17 protein-coding genes and 1 tRNA gene are annotated in these 21,991 nt (G+C 58.6%); 8 read left to right on the top strand and 10 right to left on the bottom strand.

Translation table 11 applies throughout. From position 1 onward, the window contains the following. Positions 1-58 precede the first annotated feature (58 nt). The 4 genes from KHQ28_RS11475 to KHQ28_RS11460 all read right to left on the bottom strand — a co-directional run bounded on the left by KHQ28_RS11475 (position 59) and on the right by KHQ28_RS11460 (position 2,175). Complete coding sequence (locus tag KHQ28_RS11475; protein WP_004889187.1) at positions 59-349, bottom strand: putative quinol monooxygenase; 291 nt, start codon at positions 347-349, stop codon at positions 59-61. Position 350: 1 nt separating this feature from the next. Then, positions 351-1,334: a zinc-binding alcohol dehydrogenase family protein gene (locus tag KHQ28_RS11470; RefSeq protein ID WP_211777607.1), complete on the bottom strand. Its 984-nt coding sequence runs from the start codon at positions 1,332-1,334 to the stop codon at positions 351-353. A gap of 112 nt (positions 1,335-1,446) precedes the next feature. After that, the gene (locus KHQ28_RS11465; RefSeq protein ID WP_004181550.1) at positions 1,447-1,914 is read right to left on the bottom strand and encodes a DUF3237 domain-containing protein; all 468 of its coding nucleotides are present in this window, start codon (positions 1,912-1,914) and stop codon (positions 1,447-1,449) included. 166 nt (positions 1,915-2,080) lie between these two features. Further along, a tRNA-Sec gene (locus KHQ28_RS11460) sits at positions 2,081-2,175 on the bottom strand. Positions 2,176-2,467: 292 nt separating this feature from the next. Between KHQ28_RS11460 and KHQ28_RS11455 the strand changes: the two genes are divergently transcribed. The 3 genes from KHQ28_RS11455 (at position 2,468) to KHQ28_RS11445 (ending at position 7,071) form a co-directional block, all read left to right on the top strand. Next, the gene (locus tag KHQ28_RS11455) at positions 2,468-3,862 is read left to right on the top strand and encodes a glycoside-pentoside-hexuronide family transporter (protein ID WP_014906761.1); all 1,395 of its coding nucleotides are present in this window, start codon (positions 2,468-2,470) and stop codon (positions 3,860-3,862) included. Between the two features lie 12 nt (positions 3,863-3,874). Then, positions 3,875-6,193 (top strand): alpha-xylosidase, encoded by a 2,319-nt coding sequence (gene yicI / locus KHQ28_RS11450; protein ID WP_032418265.1) that lies wholly within the window; start codon positions 3,875-3,877, stop codon positions 6,191-6,193. Positions 6,194-6,348: 155 nt separating this feature from the next. After that, a complete protein-coding gene (locus KHQ28_RS11445) occupies positions 6,349-7,071 on the top strand; it encodes a MurR/RpiR family transcriptional regulator (protein WP_004173889.1) in 723 nt (240 codons plus the stop codon). A 190-nt stretch (positions 7,072-7,261) separates the two neighbouring features. On the opposite strand, the gene KHQ28_RS11440 is transcribed toward KHQ28_RS11445, so the two are convergent. From KHQ28_RS11440 to KHQ28_RS11425, 4 genes are all read right to left on the bottom strand, one after another. Continuing rightward, the gene (locus KHQ28_RS11440) at positions 7,262-8,641 is read right to left on the bottom strand and encodes a glycoside hydrolase (protein WP_004150228.1); all 1,380 of its coding nucleotides are present in this window, start codon (positions 8,639-8,641) and stop codon (positions 7,262-7,264) included. 12 nt (positions 8,642-8,653) lie between these two features. Beyond that, on the bottom strand, positions 8,654-10,213 hold the full coding sequence (locus tag KHQ28_RS11435; protein ID WP_032418266.1) for a PTS transporter subunit EIIC: 1,560 nt from the start codon (positions 10,211-10,213) through the stop codon (positions 8,654-8,656). 245 nt (positions 10,214-10,458) lie between these two features. Continuing rightward, positions 10,459-12,174, bottom strand: coding sequence for an AsmA family protein (locus KHQ28_RS11430; RefSeq protein ID WP_004873093.1), 1,716 nt, complete (start codon positions 12,172-12,174; stop codon positions 10,459-10,461). A 140-nt stretch (positions 12,175-12,314) separates the two neighbouring features. Beyond that, on the bottom strand, positions 12,315-13,706 hold the full coding sequence (locus KHQ28_RS11425) for an NCS2 family protein (protein WP_004150226.1): 1,392 nt from the start codon (positions 13,704-13,706) through the stop codon (positions 12,315-12,317). A 284-nt stretch (positions 13,707-13,990) separates the two neighbouring features. On the opposite strand from KHQ28_RS11425, the gene gltS reads away from it, so the two are divergent. After that, the gene (gltS, locus tag KHQ28_RS11420; protein WP_004173891.1) at positions 13,991-15,193 is read left to right on the top strand and encodes a sodium/glutamate symporter; all 1,203 of its coding nucleotides are present in this window, start codon (positions 13,991-13,993) and stop codon (positions 15,191-15,193) included. A gap of 114 nt (positions 15,194-15,307) precedes the next feature. On the opposite strand, the gene glpK is transcribed toward gltS, so the two are convergent. Both glpK and KHQ28_RS11410 read right to left on the bottom strand, forming a co-directional pair. Beyond that, positions 15,308-16,819 carry a glycerol kinase GlpK gene (gene glpK / locus KHQ28_RS11415; RefSeq protein ID WP_002922944.1) on the bottom strand — a complete coding sequence of 504 codons (1,512 nt, stop codon included), beginning with the start codon at positions 16,817-16,819 and terminating at the stop codon, positions 15,308-15,310. A gap of 21 nt (positions 16,820-16,840) precedes the next feature. Further along, on the bottom strand, positions 16,841-17,692 hold the full coding sequence (locus KHQ28_RS11410) for an MIP/aquaporin family protein (protein WP_002922941.1): 852 nt from the start codon (positions 17,690-17,692) through the stop codon (positions 16,841-16,843). A gap of 442 nt (positions 17,693-18,134) precedes the next feature. Here KHQ28_RS11410 and zapB point away from each other — a divergent pair, with 442 nt between their 5' ends. The 4 genes from zapB to KHQ28_RS11390 all read left to right on the top strand — a co-directional run bounded on the left by zapB (position 18,135) and on the right by KHQ28_RS11390 (position 21,823). After that, positions 18,135-18,380, top strand: coding sequence for a septal ring assembly protein ZapB (zapB, locus tag KHQ28_RS11405; protein ID WP_004150222.1), 246 nt, complete (start codon positions 18,135-18,137; stop codon positions 18,378-18,380). Between the two features lie 151 nt (positions 18,381-18,531). Further along, positions 18,532-19,521 (top strand): sulfate ABC transporter substrate-binding protein, encoded by a 990-nt coding sequence (locus KHQ28_RS11400; protein WP_002922936.1) that lies wholly within the window; start codon positions 18,532-18,534, stop codon positions 19,519-19,521. A gap of 162 nt (positions 19,522-19,683) precedes the next feature. Then, positions 19,684-20,454, top strand: coding sequence for a CDP-diacylglycerol diphosphatase (locus KHQ28_RS11395; protein ID WP_020803798.1), 771 nt, complete (start codon positions 19,684-19,686; stop codon positions 20,452-20,454). Between the two features lie 64 nt (positions 20,455-20,518). Continuing rightward, positions 20,519-21,823, top strand: a complete 1,305-nt coding sequence (locus KHQ28_RS11390) for an SLC13 family permease (protein WP_004151505.1) — start codon at positions 20,519-20,521, stop codon at positions 21,821-21,823. The last annotated feature ends 168 nt before the right edge of the window (positions 21,824-21,991 follow it).

The following is a 21,991-nucleotide window of genomic DNA, read 5'->3' as shown; positions in this document are numbered from 1 at the left end:
CTTTTAAACCCGCGCGGCGGAGGGGCGTGATTTTCCCACCCCTCGTGAATCAAACCTGCTAAGGCTCAACCGGCGTCAGAAAGTCCAGCCGCAGCGGCTCAGCCAGCAGAGACTCCATCTGCGCCATAAACGCCTGAAAATAGGGCATCGCGACATGGGCATCGAGGGCGTCCTGTCCCTGCCACGCCTCGCGCATATAGAAGGTGTCCGGCGCGTCGCGCAGCTGAAACAGGGCATAGTCGAGGTTGCCCGGCTCCTGTCTCGTCGGCAGGAGCAGCGCCTGCAGGGCCTGGCGCAGGGCGTCCGTTTGGCCCGGTTTCGCCTTGAGCACGGCGATAAGCGATATCATCTTAAAACCCCTCCAGCACGATCTTGCCGACGGCGCGTCCGGTTTCCAGCTGGCGATGCGCTTTCTGCAGATTGGCGGCGGTGATGGCGCCGTAGTGTTCGCCAAGGGTGGTTTTGATAGTGTGGTTGTCGATCAGCGCCGCCACGCGGGTGAGCAGCTGATGCTGGGCGATCATATCATCCGTCTCAAACATTGAACGGGTGAACATAAATTCCCAGTGCAGGGACAGGCTTTTGGCTTTCAGCGGCACCACGTCCAGGGTCTCCGGGTCATCAATCAGCGCCAGCTTGCCCTGCGGGGCGAGGGCGTCGATCAGCGCGTTGAAGTGCTGCTCGGTATTGGTCAGGCTGGCGACATGGGTTACCGACGTGATACCAATGCGCGCCAGCTCGTCGGCGAGCGGCTTGCTGTGATCGATCACATGGTGCGCGCCCGCCTCGCGGACCCACTGCTGGCTCTCGGGACGCGAGGCGGTGCCGATCACCGTCNNGGTCAGGATAGACCCCACGCCGCCCGCCGCGCCGACGATTAGCAGCGTGTCGCCCGCATTGCCGCCTTCCTCAACGCCGAGACGGTGAAACAGCAGCTCCCAGGCGGTGATCGCCGTCAGCGGCAGCGCGGCGGCGGAGGCATTATCGAGGATGCGCGGTTTGTGCGCCACCAGGCGCTCATCCACCAGCTGATATTCACTGTTGCTGCCGGCCCGGCCCAGCGCGCCGGCGTACCAGACCTCGTCCCCGGGCGCGAACAGCGTCACTTCCTCACCGACGGACTGCACCACGCCAACGGCGTCCCAGCCCAGCACCCGCGGCGTGTCGCCCTGAAAGCCGGCGCGCACTTTGGTGTCTACCGGATTGACCGAGATAGCCTTCACAGCGACCAACAGATCACGCCCGTGGGCGGTGGGGATCGGCAGGTCGATCTCGGTTAAAGAAGAGATGTTGTTGCCGTCAGCGGCGGCTTGAGTAATGGCGATAGCTTTCATAACTGCTCCGGTCTGTGATTCGGGTGAATGAAAAGATGGAGCCATCGTAGACCGCTGCCGGGAGGGGAAAAACGGGCTAACGGCAATAACAGTTATATGCAGAAAGTGAAAATCAGCCCACCTGATAGAAGTCGAGCATCACCCCATCCTGGGTCCGGCCACCGGCGCAGATAAACAGCGAGGTGGTTAGCCAGCTGAGCGCGGGAGCATCCACCTCAAAGGTGGGCACGGTGCGAAAATAGATGGCTTCTGGCGGAATATCGCTAAAAAAGCGCATATCGTCGGCGAAAAGCTGGTCATGATACTGGGCCGGCACCCGGCGGATGCCATTGTTTTCCACATAGACCGTGCCTTCCGCCACCTGCAGGGCATAGCGGGCGGACAGCCTGCAGGTGCCGTCGGGTTCGATTATCTGGCTGTCGACGCCGCCGGGTAATACGTGGCCGCGAAGTTGACCCGAGACACTGCCGCCGATAATCGGGATCAGCTGGCGCTTACCGGTCTGCGGGCTGCGGGAGACGATTATCGGTTTATCAACCTGGATGGTAATGGAAAAACAGTGTCTGAGTTCGGGGGTCATTATGGCTCTCCTGTTTCGGTTGGTAACGGCACACGGCCACCGCGCCAGTGTAACGGGTTTGCGAGAGACAAAATAACGCAGGGTTTGGATGAAAATGATTGGCTGGGATGATGAGTTTGGGGGGCTCAGGTTGGTATGGCGTGGCTGTGGGGGAGCAGAGGCAAACTGGCGGAAGATCACAGGAGTTGAACCTGCCCGGGACCGCTGGCGGCCCCAACTGGATTTGAAGTCCAGCCACCTCACCGGAGATGACGATCTTCCGCGCCTCGATTGCTACATGGAGGCGGGGCGCATTATAGCTACTTTCAGCCGTTTACCACATACCTAAACGCACTTTTTTACTGTTAAAACTGGACTTTACAGAACAGTCCTGGACAAATCCTCACAAAATCCGTGAGTTACACTTTTTCACTCCCTGATTCCCTACCGCGATCACAGAAAACAAGAAACGTAATCTGATAACGAGATATCGCAATTCATCTTAGTGCGGCAAAGGTTTACAAAAACCGTAACCGGTACCAACCCTCGGTGCCGCTAAGGGAATAGTGCGCATATGAAAGATCACATTTTGTCCGTCAAAGAGAAAATTGGTTACGGCATGGGTGATGCCGCCAGCCACATTATTTTTGATAACGTCATGTTGTATATGATGTTTTTCTACACTGATATTTTTGGTATCCCCGCCGGCTTTGTCGGCACCATGTTCCTGCTGGCGCGCGCGCTGGACGCGATTTCCGACCCGTGTATGGGTCTGCTTGCCGACCGTACCCGCAGCCGCTGGGGTAAGTTCCGCCCATGGATCCTCTTCGGCGCTATCCCGTTCGGCCTCGTCTGCGTGCTGGCCTACAGCTCGCCGGATTTAAGCCACAACGGCAAGCTGATCTACGCCGCCGTGACCTACACGCTGCTGACCCTGCTCTACACCGTGGTGAATATCCCTTACTGCGCGCTGGGCGGCGTGATCACCGACAACCCGACGCAGCGCATTTCGCTGCAGTCCTGGCGCTTCGTGCTGGCGACGGCGGGGGGCATGCTCTCCACCGTGCTGATGATGCCGCTGGTCAACTTTATCGGCGGCGAAGACAAAGCGCTCGGCTTCCAGGGGGGCATCGCGGTGCTGTCGGTGATTGCCTTCCTGATGCTGGCCTTCTGCTTCTTTACCACCAAAGAGCGTGTCGAAGCGCCGCCGAGCAGTACCTCGATGCGTGAAGACCTGCGCGATATCTGGCGCAATGACCAGTGGCGGGTGGTCGGCGTGCTCACCATCCTCAATATCCTCGCGGTCTGCGTTCGCGGCGGCGCGATGATGTATTACACCACCTGGATCATGGGCTCGGCGGCGCTGTTCACCGCCTTCCTCACGACCTACTGCGTCGGCAACCTGATTGGCTCGGCGCTGGCGAAACCGCTGACCGACTGGAAATGCAAAGTCAGCGTCTTCTGGTGGACCAACGCCCTCCTGGCGGTGCTCAGCGTGGCGATGTTCTTCGTACCGATGGACGCCGAAATCACCATGTTTGTCTTTATCTTCGTCATTGGCGTACTGCACCAGCTGGTGACGCCAATCCAGTGGGTAATGATGTCCGACACCGTCGACTACGGCGAATGGTGTAACGGCAAACGCCTGACCGGCATCAGCTTCGCCGGTACCCTGTTTGTGCTCAAGTTAGGGCTGGCGCTGGGCGGCGCGCTGATCGGCTGGATGCTGGCCGGCGGCGGCTATGACGCCGCCGCTAAAACCCAGAACAGCGCCACCCTCACCATCATTATCGCCTTGTTCACCCTCGTTCCGGCGGTGTGCTACCTGCTGAGCGCGGTGATCGCCAAACGCTACTACACGCTGAAAACGCCGTTCCTGAAAAAAATGATGGCCGAGCTGGCCGAGGGCGCGCGTCGCAACGAACAAGAATTCACCGCCGCCCCGATCGACAAAGAATGGCAAAACTAAGAGGACGTTTTAATGAAAATCAGTGATGGAAACTGGCTCATTCAACCAGGGCTCAACCTGATCCAACCCGTACAGGTTTACGAGGTGGAGCAGCAGGGGAAAGAAATAGTGGTCTATGCCGCGCCGCGCGATGTCCGCGAACGCGCCTGGCAGCTGGATACGCCATTGTTCACCCTGCGCTTTTTCTCGCCTCAGGAAGGGATAATCGGCGTGCGCATGGAGCACTTTCAGGGCGCGCTGGATAACGGTCCGCACTATCCGCTGAACGTGCAGAAAGACGTCCATGTCGAAATAGAAAATACGGCCGGGTTCGCTGAGCTGAAAAGCGGCAGCCTCAGCGTGCGGGTGACTAAAGGCGAATTCTGGGCGCTGGATTTTCTGCGCGACGGCGTGCGTATCACCGGTAGCCAGCTAAAAAACAACGGCTACGTGCAGGATAGTAAGACCCAGCGCAACTACATGTTTGAGCGCCTCGACCTCGGCGTCGGCGAAACCGTCTACGGCCTCGGCGAGCGCTTTACCGCGCTGGTGCGCAACGGCCAGACGGTAGAAACCTGGAACGAGGACGGCGGCACCAGCACCGAGCAATCCTACAAAAATATCCTGTTCTATCTGACCAACCGCGGCTACGGCGTGCTGGTCAACCATCCGCAGCGCGTCTCCTTCGAGGTGGGCTCGGAGAAAGTCTCTAAAGTCCAGTTCAGCGTTGAAGGCGAATACCTCGAGTACTTCGTCATCGACGGCCCGACGCCGAAAGCGGTGCTTAACCGCTATACTCAGTTCACCGGCCGCCCGGCGCTGCCGCCGGCATGGTCGTTTGGTCTGTGGCTGACGACCTCGTTCACCACCAACTATGACGAAGCGACGGTGAATAGCTTTATCGACGGCATGGCTGAGCGCCATCTGCCACTGCACGTCTTCCACTTCGACTGCTTCTGGATGAAGGCCTTCCAGTGGTGCGATTTTGAATGGGATCCGCTAACTTTCCCGGACCCGGAAGGGATGATCAAGCGCCTGAAGGCGAAAGGGCTGAAGGTCTGCGTGTGGATCAACCCGTACATCGGTCAGCGCTCGCCGGTGTTCAAAGAGCTGAAAGAGAAGGGTTATCTGCTGAAGCGTCCGGACGGTTCGCTGTGGCAGTGGGATAAGTGGCAGCCGGGGCTGGCGATTTATGACTTCACCAATCCGGAAGCCCGCCAGTGGTACGCTGACAAACTAAAAGGCCTGGTGGCGATGGGGGTCGATTGCTTCAAGACCGACTTTGGCGAGCGTATCCCGACCGACGTCCAGTGGTTTGATGGTTCCGATCCGCAGAAAATGCACAACCACTACGCCTTCATCTATAACGAGCTGGTGTGGAAGGTGCTGAAAGAGACCGTCGGCGAGCAGGAGGCGGTGCTGTTCGCCCGCTCCGCCTCGGTGGGCGCGCAGCAGTTCCCGGTGCACTGGGGCGGCGACTGCTACGCCAACTACGAATCGATGGCGGAAAGCCTGCGCGGCGGGCTGTCGATCGGCATGTCTGGCTTCGGTTTCTGGAGTCACGATATCGGCGGTTTCGAAAACACCGCGCCGGCCCACGTCTACAAGCGCTGGTGCGCCTTCGGCCTGCTCTCCAGCCACAGCCGCCTGCACGGCAGCAAATCCTATCGGGTGCCATGGGCCTACGATGACGAGTCCTGCGACGTGGTGCGCCACTTCACGCAGCTGAAATGCCGCATGATGCCGTATCTCTATCGTCAGGCGGCGCTGGCCAACGAGTGCGGCACGCCGATGCTGCGCGCGATGATGCTCGAGTTTCCGGACGATCCGGCCTGCGACTATCTCGACCGCCAGTATATGCTGGGCGATTCGGTCCTGGTGGCGCCGGTGTTCTCCGAGGCCGGCGAAGTGCAGTTTTATCTGCCGGAAGGGCACTGGACGCATCTGTGGCATAACGATGAATTGCCGGGTAGCCGCTGGCATAAGCAGCATCACGATGCGCTGAGCCTGCCGGTCTACGTTCGCGACAACAGCCTGCTGGCGCTGGGCAACAATGACCAGAAGCCGGATTACGCCTGGCATGAGGGCACCGCCTTCCAGCTGTTCCACCTTGAGGATGGACGCGAGGCACGCTGTAACGTTCCGGCGGCAGACGGCTCGACGATCTTCACCCTGAAGGCCAGGCGCCAGGGCAACGCCATCGCCGTGAGCGGCGAAGGCGAGGCCCGCGGCTGGACGTTATGTCTGCGCAATATCCCGCAGGTCGCGGGCGTGCAGGGCGGTACGCAGACCGGTAGCGAATGGGGAGTGGTGGTGAGCGCCGAGGGCAATACGCTGACGATTACGTTGTAAATAGGTTAACAGCAGCAGCCCTCTTCGCCAGGCGGAGAGGGTTTTTTTATTCCATTTTTGTACAAAAAGTAACGTTCATTTCATTGTGGTGACTCAGGCCGCAGACGCGGTTGTCGAACGGTGTTAGCGTATTCTGCCGCTGAGAGGAGCCCGCCATGGACGTAGAAAATATCTTTCGTGACGTGAAGCTAAGCAAAACGGAAATGACCGTGCTGCGCTTTATTCAGAACGACCCGGAGCAGTGTATCCGCCAGGGAGTTCGCGCTGTGGCCGAACAGTGCTACAGCAACCCCTCTTCCCTGGTCCGGCTGGCAAAGAAACTGAAGTTCAGCGGCTGGCTGGAGCTGGTCTATTTCATCAAGTTCAATATCACCATGCCGAAGCTCGATGTCACCAACGATATCGACTACATGAGCGTTCAGCCGGAAGAAGCGCTGACGCCGCTGCTGGCAAGCCTTAAACAGCAGCGCATCCTGATCCACGGCAGCGGCTTTTCACAGCTGATCGCCCAGTATATTTACAACAAGTTTCTCGTCACCGGCGTGAATGCCAGCCTGGCGCTGTGGCCCGATTACGAAATCCTCGAACAGAAAAACGCCGCCTGCTTCGACTCCATCTGGATCATTTCTAAATCCGGGCGCAGCAGCTCGGCGCTCAACTGGGTTAAGGCCCTGGAGGGGAAGGAGATTAATCTGGTCTGCTTTACCGGCGACTACCAAAGCCCGCTGGCGCAGGCCGCGGATACGGCGTTTATTATTCACGACCCGCAGAAGTTCGATGATGATATTTACTGGAGCAACCCGTTTTTCGGCTACTGCATCTTAGGCTTTGAGCGACTATTGAAGATGTGGTTTACCAGTCTACGTAGCAATAGTTAGCCCCCGCTAAGCGCGGTGCGAGCGGGGGGAGTTCCCGGATGGCGGCTGGCGCCTTATCCGGGCTACCGGGTGATACGGCTATTTTGCCGGGTGGCGGCTTACGCCTGACCCGGCCTACATAAAACACAAACCGCTCCGTTCGTAGCCCCGCTAAGCGCGGTGCGAGCGGGGGAATCCCATCGGCAGCGGATTACCGCCAGGCGGCGAACTGCTCATCGTCGAGATAGGCTTCGACCAGGGTTTTCGCCAGCGAATAGGAACCGATCAGCGGGTGCGCCATCAGCGCCCGCACCGCCAGCGATTTATCCTGCTGCAGGATCGCCGCCACCGCCAGCCGCTCATACTCCTTCACGCAGGCAATCATATTCTTCTGCGCCGTCGGTACCTTCACCGGCGTCACCGGCTTGAGGCCATCCCGGCTCAGGTCGCAGCTGATCTCGATCACGTCGTCCGGGCGCAAAAAGTCGAGCGTGCCATTATTCTGGATCGACACCACGATCCGCTTAGTGGTGGTGCTGTTCACCGCTTCCAGGATATCCAGCGCCACTCCGGCATAGCCGCCGGTGTCCGGCTCTTCGATAAACTGGCGCAGCGTCAGCGGTTCGCGGGTGTGGAATTTCTCCTGCCGGGATTCGTTCTGCATATAGCTGTTTTCCCGGCGTAGGTAATGCTGCATCCAGATGGTGAAGGCGGCCTCCGGTTGCGTTCTGGCATCCACGGTGCGCAGTGCCTCGCGCATCTCCTGATTGATGCGGGCGATCTGCTCTCCGCGCGTCTCGCCGGCCCCCTGAATCGCCTTCAGCGCCTCGTCGCGATAGTAGTAATAATAGAGATATTCATTGAGGAGCTGATTATCGCAAAGCCGTACCAGCTCCGGGGAGAAGTACTGCATCGCCGTCTTCTGGTACAGTTCCGGGCTGGCGATCAGCCGTTCGGTCACCTCTTCCCCACGGACGGTGAAGTGGGTAAACCAGGAGAAATGGTTCAGCCCATAGCATTCCACGCTGAGGTCGCGCTCCTCACAGCCAAGGATCGCCGGCAGTTCACGAATCAGCTCGGAGGGGGCATCGCAGATCCCATAGACCCGGCGCTTAAAGCCGGACTTAATAATCGCTTCCGTCACCAGACCTGACGGGTTGGTAAAGTTAAACAGAATGGCGTCTTCGGCGGCATGTTCTTCGATCAGCCGGCAATAGCGAAGGATCGCCGGGATCGAGCGCATGGCCATCGCGAAACCGCCGGCGCCGGTGGTCTCCTGGCCGAGAGTGTTATGCTCAAGCGCAATACGTTCGTCGCGAATGCGGCTTTCATCGCCGCCAACCCGCAGGGTGGTAATGATATAGTTGGCGTCCTGCAGCGCTGCGACCGGGTCGGTGGTGGTACTAAACTGAATATCCGGGCGAATGGTATTAAATACATAGCGGGCAATTTCGCCAAATATCGCCAGATTATCAGCAGAGTTATCGAGAAAAACGACTTCTGTTAAACCAATGCGGTGAGCGTTATAGGCCAGAGATTTCGCTAAAAATGCAGAGCGAACGCCGCCCCCGCCTAATACGGTTAATTTCATAAATACTCCTCATTAATTTTCTGCTAACCAGTTATCAACCCGGGAACGTACCTGTCCCACTTTGACGCCATAAATAACCTGAACTTCATTTCGATTGCGTACGACGCCGTTGGCGCCGGTATTTTTTAATTGCGTGTCATCAACCCGCGCCATATCGCGCACGGCCACGCGCAGGCGAGTAAAACAATTATCGACGGAGAGAATATTCTCCTTGCCCCCGAGGCCGCGGATAATGTCATCGGTGACCGACTGCGGTTGCGCGACTTTCTGGCGGTACTCTGCTTTGCTGTAGAGCTTCACGTTCTCGTCATCTTCCCGGCCCGGCGTTTTCAGGTTCAGCTTCACCACCAGGGTGCGGAAAATCACGTAGTAGACGGCGAACTGGCCGATACCGATAAGGACATAGCCCGGCCAGCGCGTTAAGGAGACCGGCAGCGGCAGGTTATAGATCAGAAACTCGATCAGGCCCGATGCACCCCAGGGACGTACGGTGAAGATGTCGCAAATGGCCTGCGAGGCGGCGGTTAACGTCGCGTGGATCACCCACAGCAGCGGCGAGACAAATAAGAAGGTGAACTCAATCGGCTCGGTGATGCCGGTCAGCATCGAGGTGATAATCGCCGGCAGCAGAATCGCCTTCGCCATCGCTTTCTTCTCCGGTTTCGCGGTGTGGTAGAACGCCAGCGAGGCGCCCGCCAGGCCGAAGATGGTGGTCATCCCTTGCTGCGAAAAACGTAATGCGTCGTTCATGACCGGCGTCAGGTCGGGATGGCGCATATAGGCGAGGAATATGGCCTGGGTGCCGGAGACCACCTGACCATCCACGTTCAGCGTGCCGCCAATCTGGGTGAGCTGGAAGGGGGACCAGACGAAATGGTGCAGGCCGGTGGGGATAAGGAATTTTTCAAAGAAACCATAGACGAAGACCCCGGCGACCCCGGCATTTTTCATAAAACCGGTGAGGGCGGAGATGCCGTGGGTCATAAAGGGCCAAATCCAGGTAAAGGCGATGGCGTAGAAGATAACCACCGGCGTCATCGCCACCAGCGTCAGCTTGGCGCCGCCGTACATCGACAGCGCGCCAGGCAGCTCAATGGCAGAGACTTTATTGTGCACCCACGCAATCGTGCAGCCGAGAATAATGCCCAGGAAAACGCCCATATCCACCACCACAAAGCCCAGCAGCTGGGTTTGCCCGGTGCCATAATATTCACCGTTAATTTTTTCGGCGAGTCCATGGGTGTGTTCCAGCCAGGAGTGGTTGGCGCCAAGAAACATAATAAAGCACATCACTGAAACCAGTGCGACTTCGGTTTTTTTATCCTTTGCCAGGCCATAGCTGATGCCGACGCAAAATAATAAGCCGAGGTTGCCAAATAAAGGCCAAAAGGTGTCGCCGAGCATTTGCCCAAACTGATGTAAGAAACTGGTTTCAGCAATTAATGTCGGATTAGTTAATACTGAACTGAGGGCCAGAATTAAGCCAATGACCGGCAAGAACAATACGGCGCCGATCATGGCCCGGGAGAATTTTTGCATATTCTCCAGAATACGCTGACGTATTTCAGGCATGATTGATCCTTTTATATTTTTGTAGGTACAGGGAGCGGTTTTTTATCGACTTCCAGTGATTTGGTTATAGCAACTCTGATATTTGAAAGGAACCTGTTGCGCTAAATAGGTACAGATAGCCGCGTATTGCACACAGGTTTCAGGACTCGCACCCCAACTCTCTCCCTTTCAGGGAGAGAGTTGTCAGAGTGGAGTTTTGCCGGGAAGCAATCCCTCTCCCCATAGAGGAGAGGGAATGGGCATCGCTATGGGGTGACGGGAGTGGGCGCTGGCGCGGCGGGGGCGGGGCTGACCTCGCCGTTGCGCATGATTTGCGCCACCTGCTGTTTCTCCATATTCACGGCGCTGAGCTGCCCGTTGACCGTCGGTTTGAGCGGGGCATCGGCCTGCACGCTGCCGCTGGCGGTCAGCTGGAGATTGCCATCCCCGCTTATAGGTAGCGACGGCCAGCCCCAGGCCTGCAGAATATTCAGCGGCACGCCGCGGCCGCTGAAGCTCAGATTGACCTGGCGCTGCGGCAGCTGGGATACCGCGGCGGTGGCCTGCAAAATGCCGCGCTCGGTGAAGGCGCTAAGCTCAGTGATATTGACCGTCGAGGCTGTGGCGTTCAGTTTGAGTGATGGGCGGCGCACGTCGATCCGGTTGAAAGTCGCCGCCGCGGCGTTCAGCGTCGCGCTGCCGTTCCATACTCCCCAGCTGCCGTTTTTCACCAGCTGTAGCTCGCCGCCATAGCCATCGAGGGCGGTAATTTGCCACGGGAAAGCAGGGTCCACATCGATGATCAGATTGCGGCTGGCGCTGAATTTTTTCAGCGTCAGGCTTTGCAGCCAGGCTGGCAGTGGCGTCATCCACAGCTGTTTCCAGTTCGCCGGCAGCGTGTACTCCAGTCCGGCGAAAGCGGTATCGTCGAGCACCAGGGCGTTCCCGGCGCGCAGCCAGTTGCCGGAGGTGCGCACCATGCCGCCCTCCCAGCGCGAGGAGAACTGGCGCAGCGCAATGCCCTGGGGAGAGAATTCAGCATTGAGGATCGGGTCGAAGAAGTGCAGCGAACCGTAGATAAATTCGCTGGCGTTCATCGACAGCGTGCCGTCCTCGCTCTGCCAGCCGCCGTGGCTAAGGGTCAGGTTGCGCAGGCTCAGGTCGAGGTCGGTTACCGCCCAGTCCGGTCCCTGCAGGCGGGCGTCGGTGATGTCCAGGCGGCCAATCTGCAGAGAGGGGACCGTGGTTAACGGCGCGAAAAACTCGGCCAGCGAGGCGGGGCTCTGCAGTCGAATCTCGTTGAGCTGGAGGTTATCCACCCGCCAGCTGCCATCGGCGCTGCGTTTGGCATTGCCGGTTAAGGTGCCGCGGGCGACATCGGCGCCGAGGGTGGAGAGGGTGACCTCGCCCTGATCAATCTTACCCTGAATCAGAACGTTGCTGGCTTCGACGCCATTGAGCGTCATCGAGCCCGCGCTCATCTGGATCTGCGCCGTTTTCCCCAGCACATTGCCCGCCTCCGGCGTCCATGGGCTGACGCCGCCGGTGACGCGCTGCGCGCTGAGCGCCCAGCCGGTTTCCGGGCTGTTGAAAGCCATATTGCGCAACATCAGCCGGTCGGCAGCGAACGGTAGGTCTGCAGAGTGGGGTGACAGATTCAGAGTGCCGTCGTTAAGGACTATCTCATCCGCATGCAGCGGATCGCTAAACTGGCGGGTGCTGAAGCCAATGTCGACCGTTTTTGCCACCAAAGTGGCAGGCTTGCCTTCCCGACCAAAGGTGACGTTTCGCAACTGCACATGAAGGGGGGAGGAGAAATCGTGCTCCATCTCATCGAAGGAGACCTGCCAGCCGGTGCCATTGCTGAGCCAGGCGCTGGCCTGGCGGGCGCCCCAGTGGGTTTGCAGCAGGAACCACGCGCCAATAATGACGAGCAGCAGAGCGACTAGCAGCCAGAGAATCAGCTTTCCAAGAAATTTCATGGTCTTCCATTCTGTGAGATGCACATCACCGTGTTATGCCCGATTTAGGCGCACTTCTCAAGGCAGGCGTGGTTTATTTCCGTGATGGGGCAGGTGGTTGGAGGACGTCCCGGCCGATGCGCGACCGGGAACGCATGAGATCACGCCTTTTCTGGCGGGAAAATTAAATTCAGAACAATCGCCGTGATACCGCCGGCGGCAATCCCGGAGGAAAGCAGGTTTTTCAGCCAGTCCGGGGCGAACTGCAGGATCAGCGGCTGCTGCGACACGCCGAGGCCTACCGCCAGTGACAGAGCGATAATCAGGATCGCCCGACGGTTCAGCGGTTCACGGGAGACGATGCGCACGCCGGACGCGGCGATGGTGCCGAACATCACCAGCGTGGCGCCGCCGAGCACTGGCTCAGGGATATGCTGGACAAAGCCGCTCACCGCCGGGAACAGGCCGAGGACGATCAGCATCAGGGCGACCACAAAGCCGACGTAGCGGCTGGCGACCCCGGTCAGCTGGATCACGCCGTTGTTCTGGCCGAAGCAGGAGTTCGGGAAGGTGTTGAAGACCGCGGAAACGAAGGAGTTCAGGCCGTTAGCCAGCACGCCGCCTTTCAGGCGCTTCATATACAGCGGACCCGAGACCGGCTGTTCGGAGACGTCGGAGGTGGCGGTGATATCGCCGATGGTTTCCAGGGAGGTGATCATAAACACCAGCATCAGGGGCAGCAGCAGACTCCAGTCGATGCCGAGGCCATAATAGAGCGGCGTCGGGACGGTGATGAGGCTGCTGTTGGTCGGGGCGGTGTTGGCTGGCAGCATATCGAGGAACCACGCCGCCAGATAACCGGCAGCCATGGCAATCACTAGCGAGGCGATGCGCAGGTACGGGTTGCGCTGGCGGTTGAGGATAATAATCAGCGCCAGCACGATACCCGCCAGCAGCAGATTTTTCGGCGCACCAAAGGTGTGGTCAGCCATCGCCGCGTAGCCGCCGCCGATGGAGGTCAGTCCGACCTGAATCAGCGACAGGCCGATAATCATCACCACCACGCCGGAAACCAGCGGGGTAATGATACGGCGCGCCAGGTGCAGGACCCGGGAGAGGACCATTTCGGTGCAGCTGGCCAGCATCAGGGTGCCGAAGAGGGCGGCCATCATGGTGGGGACGTCGGCGCCGCCGGTTTTCAAGGCGGTACCGCCCATGATCAGCGGGGCGACAAAGTTGAAGCTGGTGCCCTGGATGGAGAGCAGTCCGGAGCCGACCGGGCCCCAGGCTTTGATCTGAATAATAGAGGCGACGCCGGAGGCGAACAGCGACATGCTGATGATATGTTGGGTATCTTGCGCCGGGAGACCGAGAGCCTGGCAGATTAACAGCGCCGGGGTGATCACCGCGACAAACATCGCCAGCAGGTGCTGGAAGGCGGCGAACAGGGTTTGCGGTAGCGGCGGGCGATCTTCGAGGCGGTAGATTAATTCGCTGGCTGGTTTATGCGCAACCGGTTGCGCATTTTCTGACTCTGCGGTGTTTACGGACATCACAAGCAATCCCAAGGTGGCAAAGCGGGAATTTTATCGGACTGTAGACCAAAAGCAAACGTTTGCCAGCGTTTGCTCATAAAAATTTATACCGTGAATATGCGCAACGAGATAATTAACATTTTGTATGCTAAATCGCATCATTCAGGATACAAAATATCTTTTTCTGTCAATTTTTCCGCCGTTCTGCGTAAAATCCCCCTCTGACTCCTCATGATGAGAAGCTAAAGACACCAGGAATATCGTCGCGTGTGAATGGATCATGCGCCCATAAGGAGCTTTTTATGTTTCATCTCGATACCTTATCGACGCTCGTTGCCGCAACGCTCGTGCTGTTACTCGGCAGAAAACTCGTACAAACCGTTCCCTTCCTTAAGAAATACACTATTCCTGAACCCGTTGCCGGCGGTCTGCTGGTGGCGCTGGCGCTGCTGGCGCTGAAAAAAAGCATGGATATCGAAATTGATTTCGATATGAGTCTGAAAGATCCGCTGATGCTGGCGTTCTTCGCCACCATCGGTCTTAACGCCAACCTCGCCAGCCTGCGGGCCGGCGGCAAGGTGCTGGGCACTTTCCTGATCGTGGTGGTTGGCCTGCTGCTGCTGCAGAACGCCCTCGGTATCGGCATGGCGACGCTGCTGGGGCTGGATCCGCTGATGGGTCTGCTGGCCGGGTCGATTACCTTATCCGGCGGCCACGGCACCGGGGCGGCGTGGAGTAAGCTGTTCGTTGAGCGCTACGGTTTTGCCAACGCCACCGAGGTGGCGATGGCCTGCGCGACTTTCGGCCTGGTGCTGGGCGGCCTGATCGGCGGCCCGGTGGCGCGTTATCTGGTGAAGCACTCTTCCTCACCGGACGGGACACCGGACGATCAGGTGGCGCCAACCGCCTTTGAAAAGCCGGACGTGGGGCGGGTGATCACCTCGCTGGTGCTGATCGAAAGTATCGCCCTGATCGCCATCTGTCTGACGCTGGGCAAGGTGGTTGCGCAACTGCTGGCGGGGAGCGTCTTCGAGCTGCCGACCTTCGTCTGCGTGCTGTTTATCGGCGTGATCCTCAGCAACAGCCTGGCGCTGGCGGGGTTGTATCGGGTGTTCGATCGCGCGGTATCGGTATTGGGCAACGTCAGCCTGTCGCTGTTCCTCGCCATGGCGCTGATGAGCCTCAAGCTGTGGGAGTTGGCCTCGCTGGCGCTGCCGATGATTATTATCCTGGCGGTGCAGGCGCTGGCGATGGCGCTGTATGCGGTGTTCGTCACTTATCGGATGATGGGCAAAAACTACGATGCCGCGGTGCTGGCAGCCGGGCATTGCGGGTTTGGCCTGGGGGCAACGCCGACGGCGATCGCCAATATGCAGGCGATTACCGACCGTTTCGGGCCATCGCATATGGCCTTCCTGGTAGTGCCGATGGTGGGGGCGTTCTTTATCGATATCGTCAACGCGCTGGTGATTAAGCTGTACCTGCTGCTGCCGATATTTGGCTGATAAAAAACCCGGAGGCGGTGCTGCGCACCTGTCCGGGCTACAAGATCGTGCTGTTTGGGGTTTTGTAGCCCGGCTAAGGCGTTTACGCCGCAAGCCGGGAATAACTTCACAATCTTACGCTTCGTCGTGCTCTTCCCACGCTAACGCGCGTTTCACCGCTTTCTTCCAGCCGCTGTAACGATAGTTACGCTCAGTAGTTTCAATACCCGGGCGGAATTCGCGCTCAATCACCGCTTTCTCCTGCAGTTCATCCAGATTCTGCCAGAAACCGACCGCCAGACCGGCCAGATAGGCCGCGCCCAGCGCCGTCACTTCGCGTACTTCCGGACGCTCGACACGGGTGCCGAGGATATCGGACTGGAACTGCATCAGGAAGTTGTTAGCCACCGCGCCGCCGTCTACGCGCAGGGCGTGCAGACGAATGCCAGAGTCAGCCTGCATCGCCTCCAGCACGTCGCGGGTCTGAAAGGCGATGGACTCCAGCGTCGCACGGATAATGTGGTTGGAGTTCACGCCGCGGGTGAGGCCGAAAATCGCGCCGCGGGCATACGGGTCCCAGTACGGTGCGCCAAGACCGGTGAACGCGGGTACCACGTATACGCCGTTGGTATCCTTCACCTTGGTGGCGAAGTACTCGGAGTCGAAGGCATCGCTGATGAGCTTCATCTCGTCGCGCAGCCACTGAATAGACGCGCCGGCCATAAACACCGCCCCTTCCAGAGCGTAGTTCACCTCGCCGCGCGGGCCGCAGGCGATGGTGGTCAGCAGACCGTGGGTGGAGGTGACCGCTTTTTCGCCGGTATTCATCAGCATAAAGCAGCCGGTGCCGTAGGTGTTTTTCGCCATCCCTTCTTTGACGCACAGCTGGCCGAACAGGGCCGCCTGCTGGTCACCGGCGATCCCGGCGATAGGAATACGGGTCCCGCCTTTACCACCGATGTTGGTCTGGCCGTACACTTCGGAAGACTTGCGCACTTCCGGCAGCATGGCGCGCGGAATGTCCAGCGCGTCGAGCATCTTGTCGTCCCAGTCGAGGTCGTGAATGTTGAACAGCATGGTACGCGAGGCGTTGGTGTAGTCGGTGACGTGCACGCGGCCCTGGGTCATCTTCCAGATAAGCCAAGTGTCAACGGTGCCGAACAGCAGCTCGCCGCGCTTCGCACGCTCACGGGAACCTTCGACATGGTCGAGGATCCATTTCACCTTGGTGCCGGAGAAGTACGGGTCCACCACCAGGCCTGTGGCCTTGCGGATATACTCTTCCATCCCGTCACGCTTGAGCTGCTCGCAGATCTCCGCGGTACGGCGGCACTGCCAGACGATAGCGTTGTAGATGGGTTTACCGGTCTCTCGCTCCCACACCACCACGGTCTCACGCTGATTGGTGATGCCGATGGCCGCGATCTGATCGGAGTTGATATCCGCTTTGGCCAGCGCTTCGACCAGCGTCGAGCTTTGGGAAGCCCAGATTTCCATCGGGTCGTGTTCGACCCAGCCTGGCTTAGGATAAATCTGTTCAAATTCTCGCTGGGAGACGCTGACGATATTGGCATCATGATCCATCACAACGGCCCGGGAGCTGGTAGTGCCCTGGTCAAGCGCAACGATATATTTTTTGTCGGTCATAGTCGGTGTCCCGTAGTCAGATTACAGCGAAGCTTTATGTTGAGCGGTGGAAGAGGAGGGGCTCTGTTGCTCTTCCTCCACGCAGGTGTCGCAAGGCAGGTGACGGCCAATCAGCTTACGATAGCTGAATGCGCCCAGCGCCGCGCCGACCACCGGTGCGCACAGCGGCACCAGGAAATAAGGAATATCTTTGCCGCCGGTGAAGGCGACGTCACCCCACCCCGCCAGCCAGGCGAAGGCTTTCGGGCCGATGTCACGCGCCGGGTTCATGGCGAAGCCGGTCAGCGGTCCCATGGAGGCGCCAATCACCGCAATCAGCAGGCCAATCAGCAGAGGGGCCAGCGGGCCGCGCGGTATGCCGTTGCCATCGTCGGTCAGCGCCAGGATGACGCCCATCAGGATAGCGGTAATCACCATCTCTACCGCGAAGGCCTGCACAAAATTGATGTGCGGGTTCGGGTAAGTGGAGAAAATGCCGGCCAGATCGAGGCTTTCCACGCTGCCGCGAATCATATGGTGGGTGGTTTCATAATCGAGGAAAAGATTGTAGTAAAGCCCGTAAACTAATGCCGCAGCGCAAAAGGCGCCAGCGAATTGCGAAATAATAAAAGGAACCACTTTGCGGCCTTCGAAGCAGGCGAACAGCCACAGCGCGATAGTCACCGCTGGGTTAAGGTGCGCACCGGAGACCCCGGCGGTCAGGTAGATCGCCATGGCGACGCCCAGACCCCAGATGATGCTGATTTCCCATTGTCCGAAGCTGGCTCCCGCGACCTTGAGCGCAGCCACGCACCCAACGCCGAAAAAGATCAACAACCCGGTACCGAGGAACTCTGCGATGCACTGGCCTTTTAAGGTTGATGTTTGGCTCATAATCGAATCCTGAAGCGTGGTGATGATTATTGTATGTAGGGTGGTCACAGACGACCATATTGCCATGTAGGCATAGTGTTAATTTATCGTTAACGAGCAAAAACGAGAAATATCGAACTTCAAATGTGTGTGCCTCGTCAAGAAAATGAGCGTTTTCGCGCCATTTGCGCGCATCGAGAGCGCTGCCGGAGCGTTTCACCACGCATTTTGTTAACCATAAAATTAACATTGACCCATGAACTACGAGCGAACTGCGCTGAAAGCACCAGGTAAAGACTGAAAAGTGTTGCAAACCGCAATCTACGCGGCGTGCCGCTGGACAGGGGCGGCGGGGATTCATACAATCGACGATAACACCGCTATGTGCGCTAATTTTCGTTAAGGCGGGACCGCGTATACGAAACACGAGTTTCTATCAACGCCTTGCAAGTTCAGGAGAGGTATGACGATGTCATTAGAAGTGTTTGAGAAATTAGAATCTAAGGTTCAGCAGGCGATTGATACCATCACTCTGTTGCAGATGGAAATCGAAGAGCTGAAAGAAAAGAACAACACCCTGGTGCAGGAAGTTCAGAGCGCGCAGCATGGTCGTGAAGAGCTGGAGCGCGAAAACAGCCAGCTGAAAGAGCAGCAGCAGGGCTGGCAGGAACGTCTGCAGGCGCTGCTGGGTCGCATGGAAGAAGTCTAATTGCTTCGCGCCCTCTCCCGCCCGGGAGGGGGTCATCCTTACTCGCGTCTTTATATCCGCAAGTTATAGCCAATCTTTTTTTATTCTTTAATCATTGAATCGCTTTCTGGCACGCTTAACCCATCACAACACACATAAAGAGAGCGGTGCGATGAATAAGTGGGGCGTAGGGTTAACTCTGTTGCTGGCATCCGCCAGCGTTCTGGCAAAAGACATTCAGCTATTAAACGTATCTTATGATCCAACGCGCGAGCTGTACGAACAGTACAACAAAGCGTTTAGCGCACACTGGAAGCAGGAGACCGGCGACAACGTGGTGATCCGCCAGTCGCATGGTGGCTCTGGCAAACAGGCGACCTCGGTGATTAACGGTATTGAAGCGGATGTGGTCACGCTGGCGCTGGCCTACGATGTCGACGCTATTGCCGAACGCGGCCGCATCGATAAAAACTGGCTGAAACGCCTGCCGGATAACTCTGCGCCGTATACCTCCACCATCGTGTTCCTCGTCCGCAAGGGCAATCCGAAACAGATCCATGACTGGAACGATCTGATCAAACCGGGTGTGTCGGTCATTACCCCGAACCCGAAAAGCTCCGGCGGCGCCCGCTGGAACTACCTGGCGGCCTGGGGCTATGCCCTGCATCAGAATCACGGCGACCAGGCGAAAGCCCAGGAATTCGTCAAGGCGCTGTATAAAAACGTGGAAGTGCTGGACTCCGGCGCACGCGGTTCGACCAATACCTTCGTAGAACGCGGCATCGGCGACGTACTGATCGCATGGGAAAACGAAGCGCTGCTGGCGACCAACGAACTGGGCAAAGACAAGTTTGAAATCGTGACCCCAAGTGAGTCGATTCTGGCTGAGCCGACCGTCTCGGTGGTCGACAAAGTGGTGGATAAGAAAGGCACGCGCCAGGTGGCGGAAGCATACCTGAAGTATCTCTACTCGCCGGAAGGCCAGGAGATTGCGGCGAAGAACTTCTACCGCCCGCGCGATCCGAATGTGGCGAAGAAATATGCTAACGAATTCCCGAAACTGAAGCTGTTTACCATCGATCAGGAGTTCGGCGGCTGGACGAAAGCGCAGAAAGAGCACTTCTCCAACGGCGGCACCTTCGACCAGATTAGCCAGCGTTAATTCTCTTGTCCCTGCTTGCGCTACGCTTAGCAGGGCTACAGTTTTGCGCGGTGCGTAGCCCGGGTAAGGCGTCAGCCGCTACCCGGGATAACGCCCCGTCCACCATCTGTTTTCATTTAGTCATCAAATTACGCTACTCTTCCGCTTCAGGCTTAACAGGGAATGAAAATGAGAAGAGTAAGATACTTTTTGCTGGCGCTGCTGGTGGCGATCCTCGCGGCGCTGGCGGGCGGCTACTACTGGCTGCACTCTGGCAACCCGGACGCATTACGCAAGATTGTCCTGCAGCAGTGCGTACCCCATCAGCAACAGCAGCAAAACCCGTCGCCGTGCGCGGAAGTGAACCTCAAGGGCGGCTATGTGCTGTTTAAAGACCGTAACGGCCCGCTGCAATATTTGCTGATGCCGACCTACCGCATCAACGGCACCGAAAGCCCGCTGCTGCTGGAACCGTTGACGCCGAACTTTTTCTGGCAGGCCTGGCAGGGGCGTGAAATCATGAGCCAGCGCCACGGCGCGCCGGTTCCTGATAACGCGGTATCGCTGGCGATCAACTCGCGCAGTGGACGTACGCAAAACCATTTCCATATTCATATCTCCTGCCTGCGCCCCGATGTGCGCGCGCAGTTAGATAAGGATGCCGCAGCGATCAGCAGCCGCTGGCTGCCGCTACCGGGCGGGCTTCAGGGCCACGAATACCTGGCGCGCCGGGTGACGGAGGCGGAGCTGGCCCAGCGTAGCCCGTTCCTGATGCTGGCGGAAGAGGTGCCGGAGGCGCGTGAACATATGGGACGCTTCGCGCTGGCAATGGCGCAACAGAGCGACGGCTCGCTGGTGCTGCTGGCGACGGAGCGTAACCTGCTGACCCTGAACCGGGCTTCAGCGGAAGAAATTCAGGATCATCGCTGCGCCATCCTTAACGCAAACCACTAGTTCTGGCGTTTACCTGTCTTACCTGTCGTCGTATTCTTGCTGAAAAAAACGACAGGAGACAGGCATGTCGCTCTGGCTTACCCACCCGCTGTTCCTTCCTTCATTGATTGTCGGCGTCACCATCGTGCTCTGGGCGACGTCGCTGCTGCCGGAATTTATCACCGCGCTGCTGTTCTTCGCAGCGGCAATGATGGCGAAAATCGCTCCGCCGGAGGTGATCTTCGGCGGCTTTGCCTCTTCGGCGTTCTGGCTGGTGTTCAGCGGCTTTGTGCTCGGCATCGCCATCCGTAAAACCGGACTGGCGGACCGGGCGGCGCAGGCGCTGTCGGCCAGGCTCACCGACTCCTGGCCGCGGATGGTCGCCAGCGTGGTACTCCTGAGCTACGCCCTGGCGTTCGTGATGCCCTCCAACATGGGGCGCATCGCGCTGCTGATGCCGATCGTGGCGGCGATGGCCCGCCGCGCGGGCATTGCCGACGGTAGCCGCGGCTGGTTCGGCCTGGCGCTGGCGGTGGGGTTCGGCACCTTTCAGCTGTCGGCGACGATTTTGCCCGCCAACGTGCCGAATCTGGTGATGAGTGGCGCGGCGGAAGGCTCGTACGGTATCCATCTGAATTATGTTCCCTATTTACTGCTGCATACGCCGGTGCTTGGCTGGCTGAAAGGGGCGGTGCTGGTGGCGCTGATTTGCTGGCTGTTTCCCGGCAAGCCGCATCCACCGCGCGACCTGGCGCCGCTGCCGCCGATGAGCCGCGACGAGAAACGTCTGGCGTGGCTGCTGGCGGTGGTCCTCTCGCTATGGGTGACCGAGAGCTGGCACGGCGTCGGCCCGGCGTGGACCGGCCTGGCGGCGGCTGTGATCACGCTGCTGCCGCGGGTGGGCTTTATTAACGGCGAGGAGTTTGCCAGCGGGGTGAATATGCGCACCTGCATTTACGTCGCCGGGATTCTGGGGCTAGCGATCGCCGTCACCCAAACCGGGATTGGCGGCGCGGTGGGCAATGCGCTGCTGCAGGTGATGCCCCTGGATAAAGACAATCCTTTCACCAGCTTTCTCGCCCTGACCGGGATAACCAGCGCGCTGAACTTTATTATGACCGCCAACGGCGTGCCGGCGCTGTATACCACCTTTGCCCAGAGCTTTGCCGACGCCACCGGTTTTCCGCTGCTAAGCGTGATTATGATTCAGGTGCTGGGCTATTCCACGCCGCTGCTGCCCTATCAGGCGTCGCCGATCGTGGTGGCGATGGGGTTAGGCAAGGTCCCGGCGAGGGCGGGGATGCAACTGTGTCTGGCGCTGGCGGCGGTGAGTTATCTGATTTTACTGCCGCTGGACTACGCCTGGTATCAGCTGTTGGGGAAACTGTAACGGCAAAAGAAAGCCCGGCTTGCGCTGTGCTAAGCCGGGCTCCCACGTTTTGTCAGTCAACCCGGTCGCGTGTCGCCACCGGGAAAAGCGAATTACGCTTTTTTCGCTGCTTCTGCTGCTTTAACGATCACCGCGAAAGCGTCAGCTTTCAGGGAGGCGCCGCCAACC

The sequence above is a fragment of the Klebsiella sp. 28 genome (genome assembly GCF_018223905.1).
GTDB classification, from domain to species: Bacteria; Pseudomonadota; Gammaproteobacteria; order Enterobacterales; family Enterobacteriaceae; genus Klebsiella; species Klebsiella pneumoniae.
This window is presented reverse-complemented; position numbering and strand designations above follow the sequence as displayed.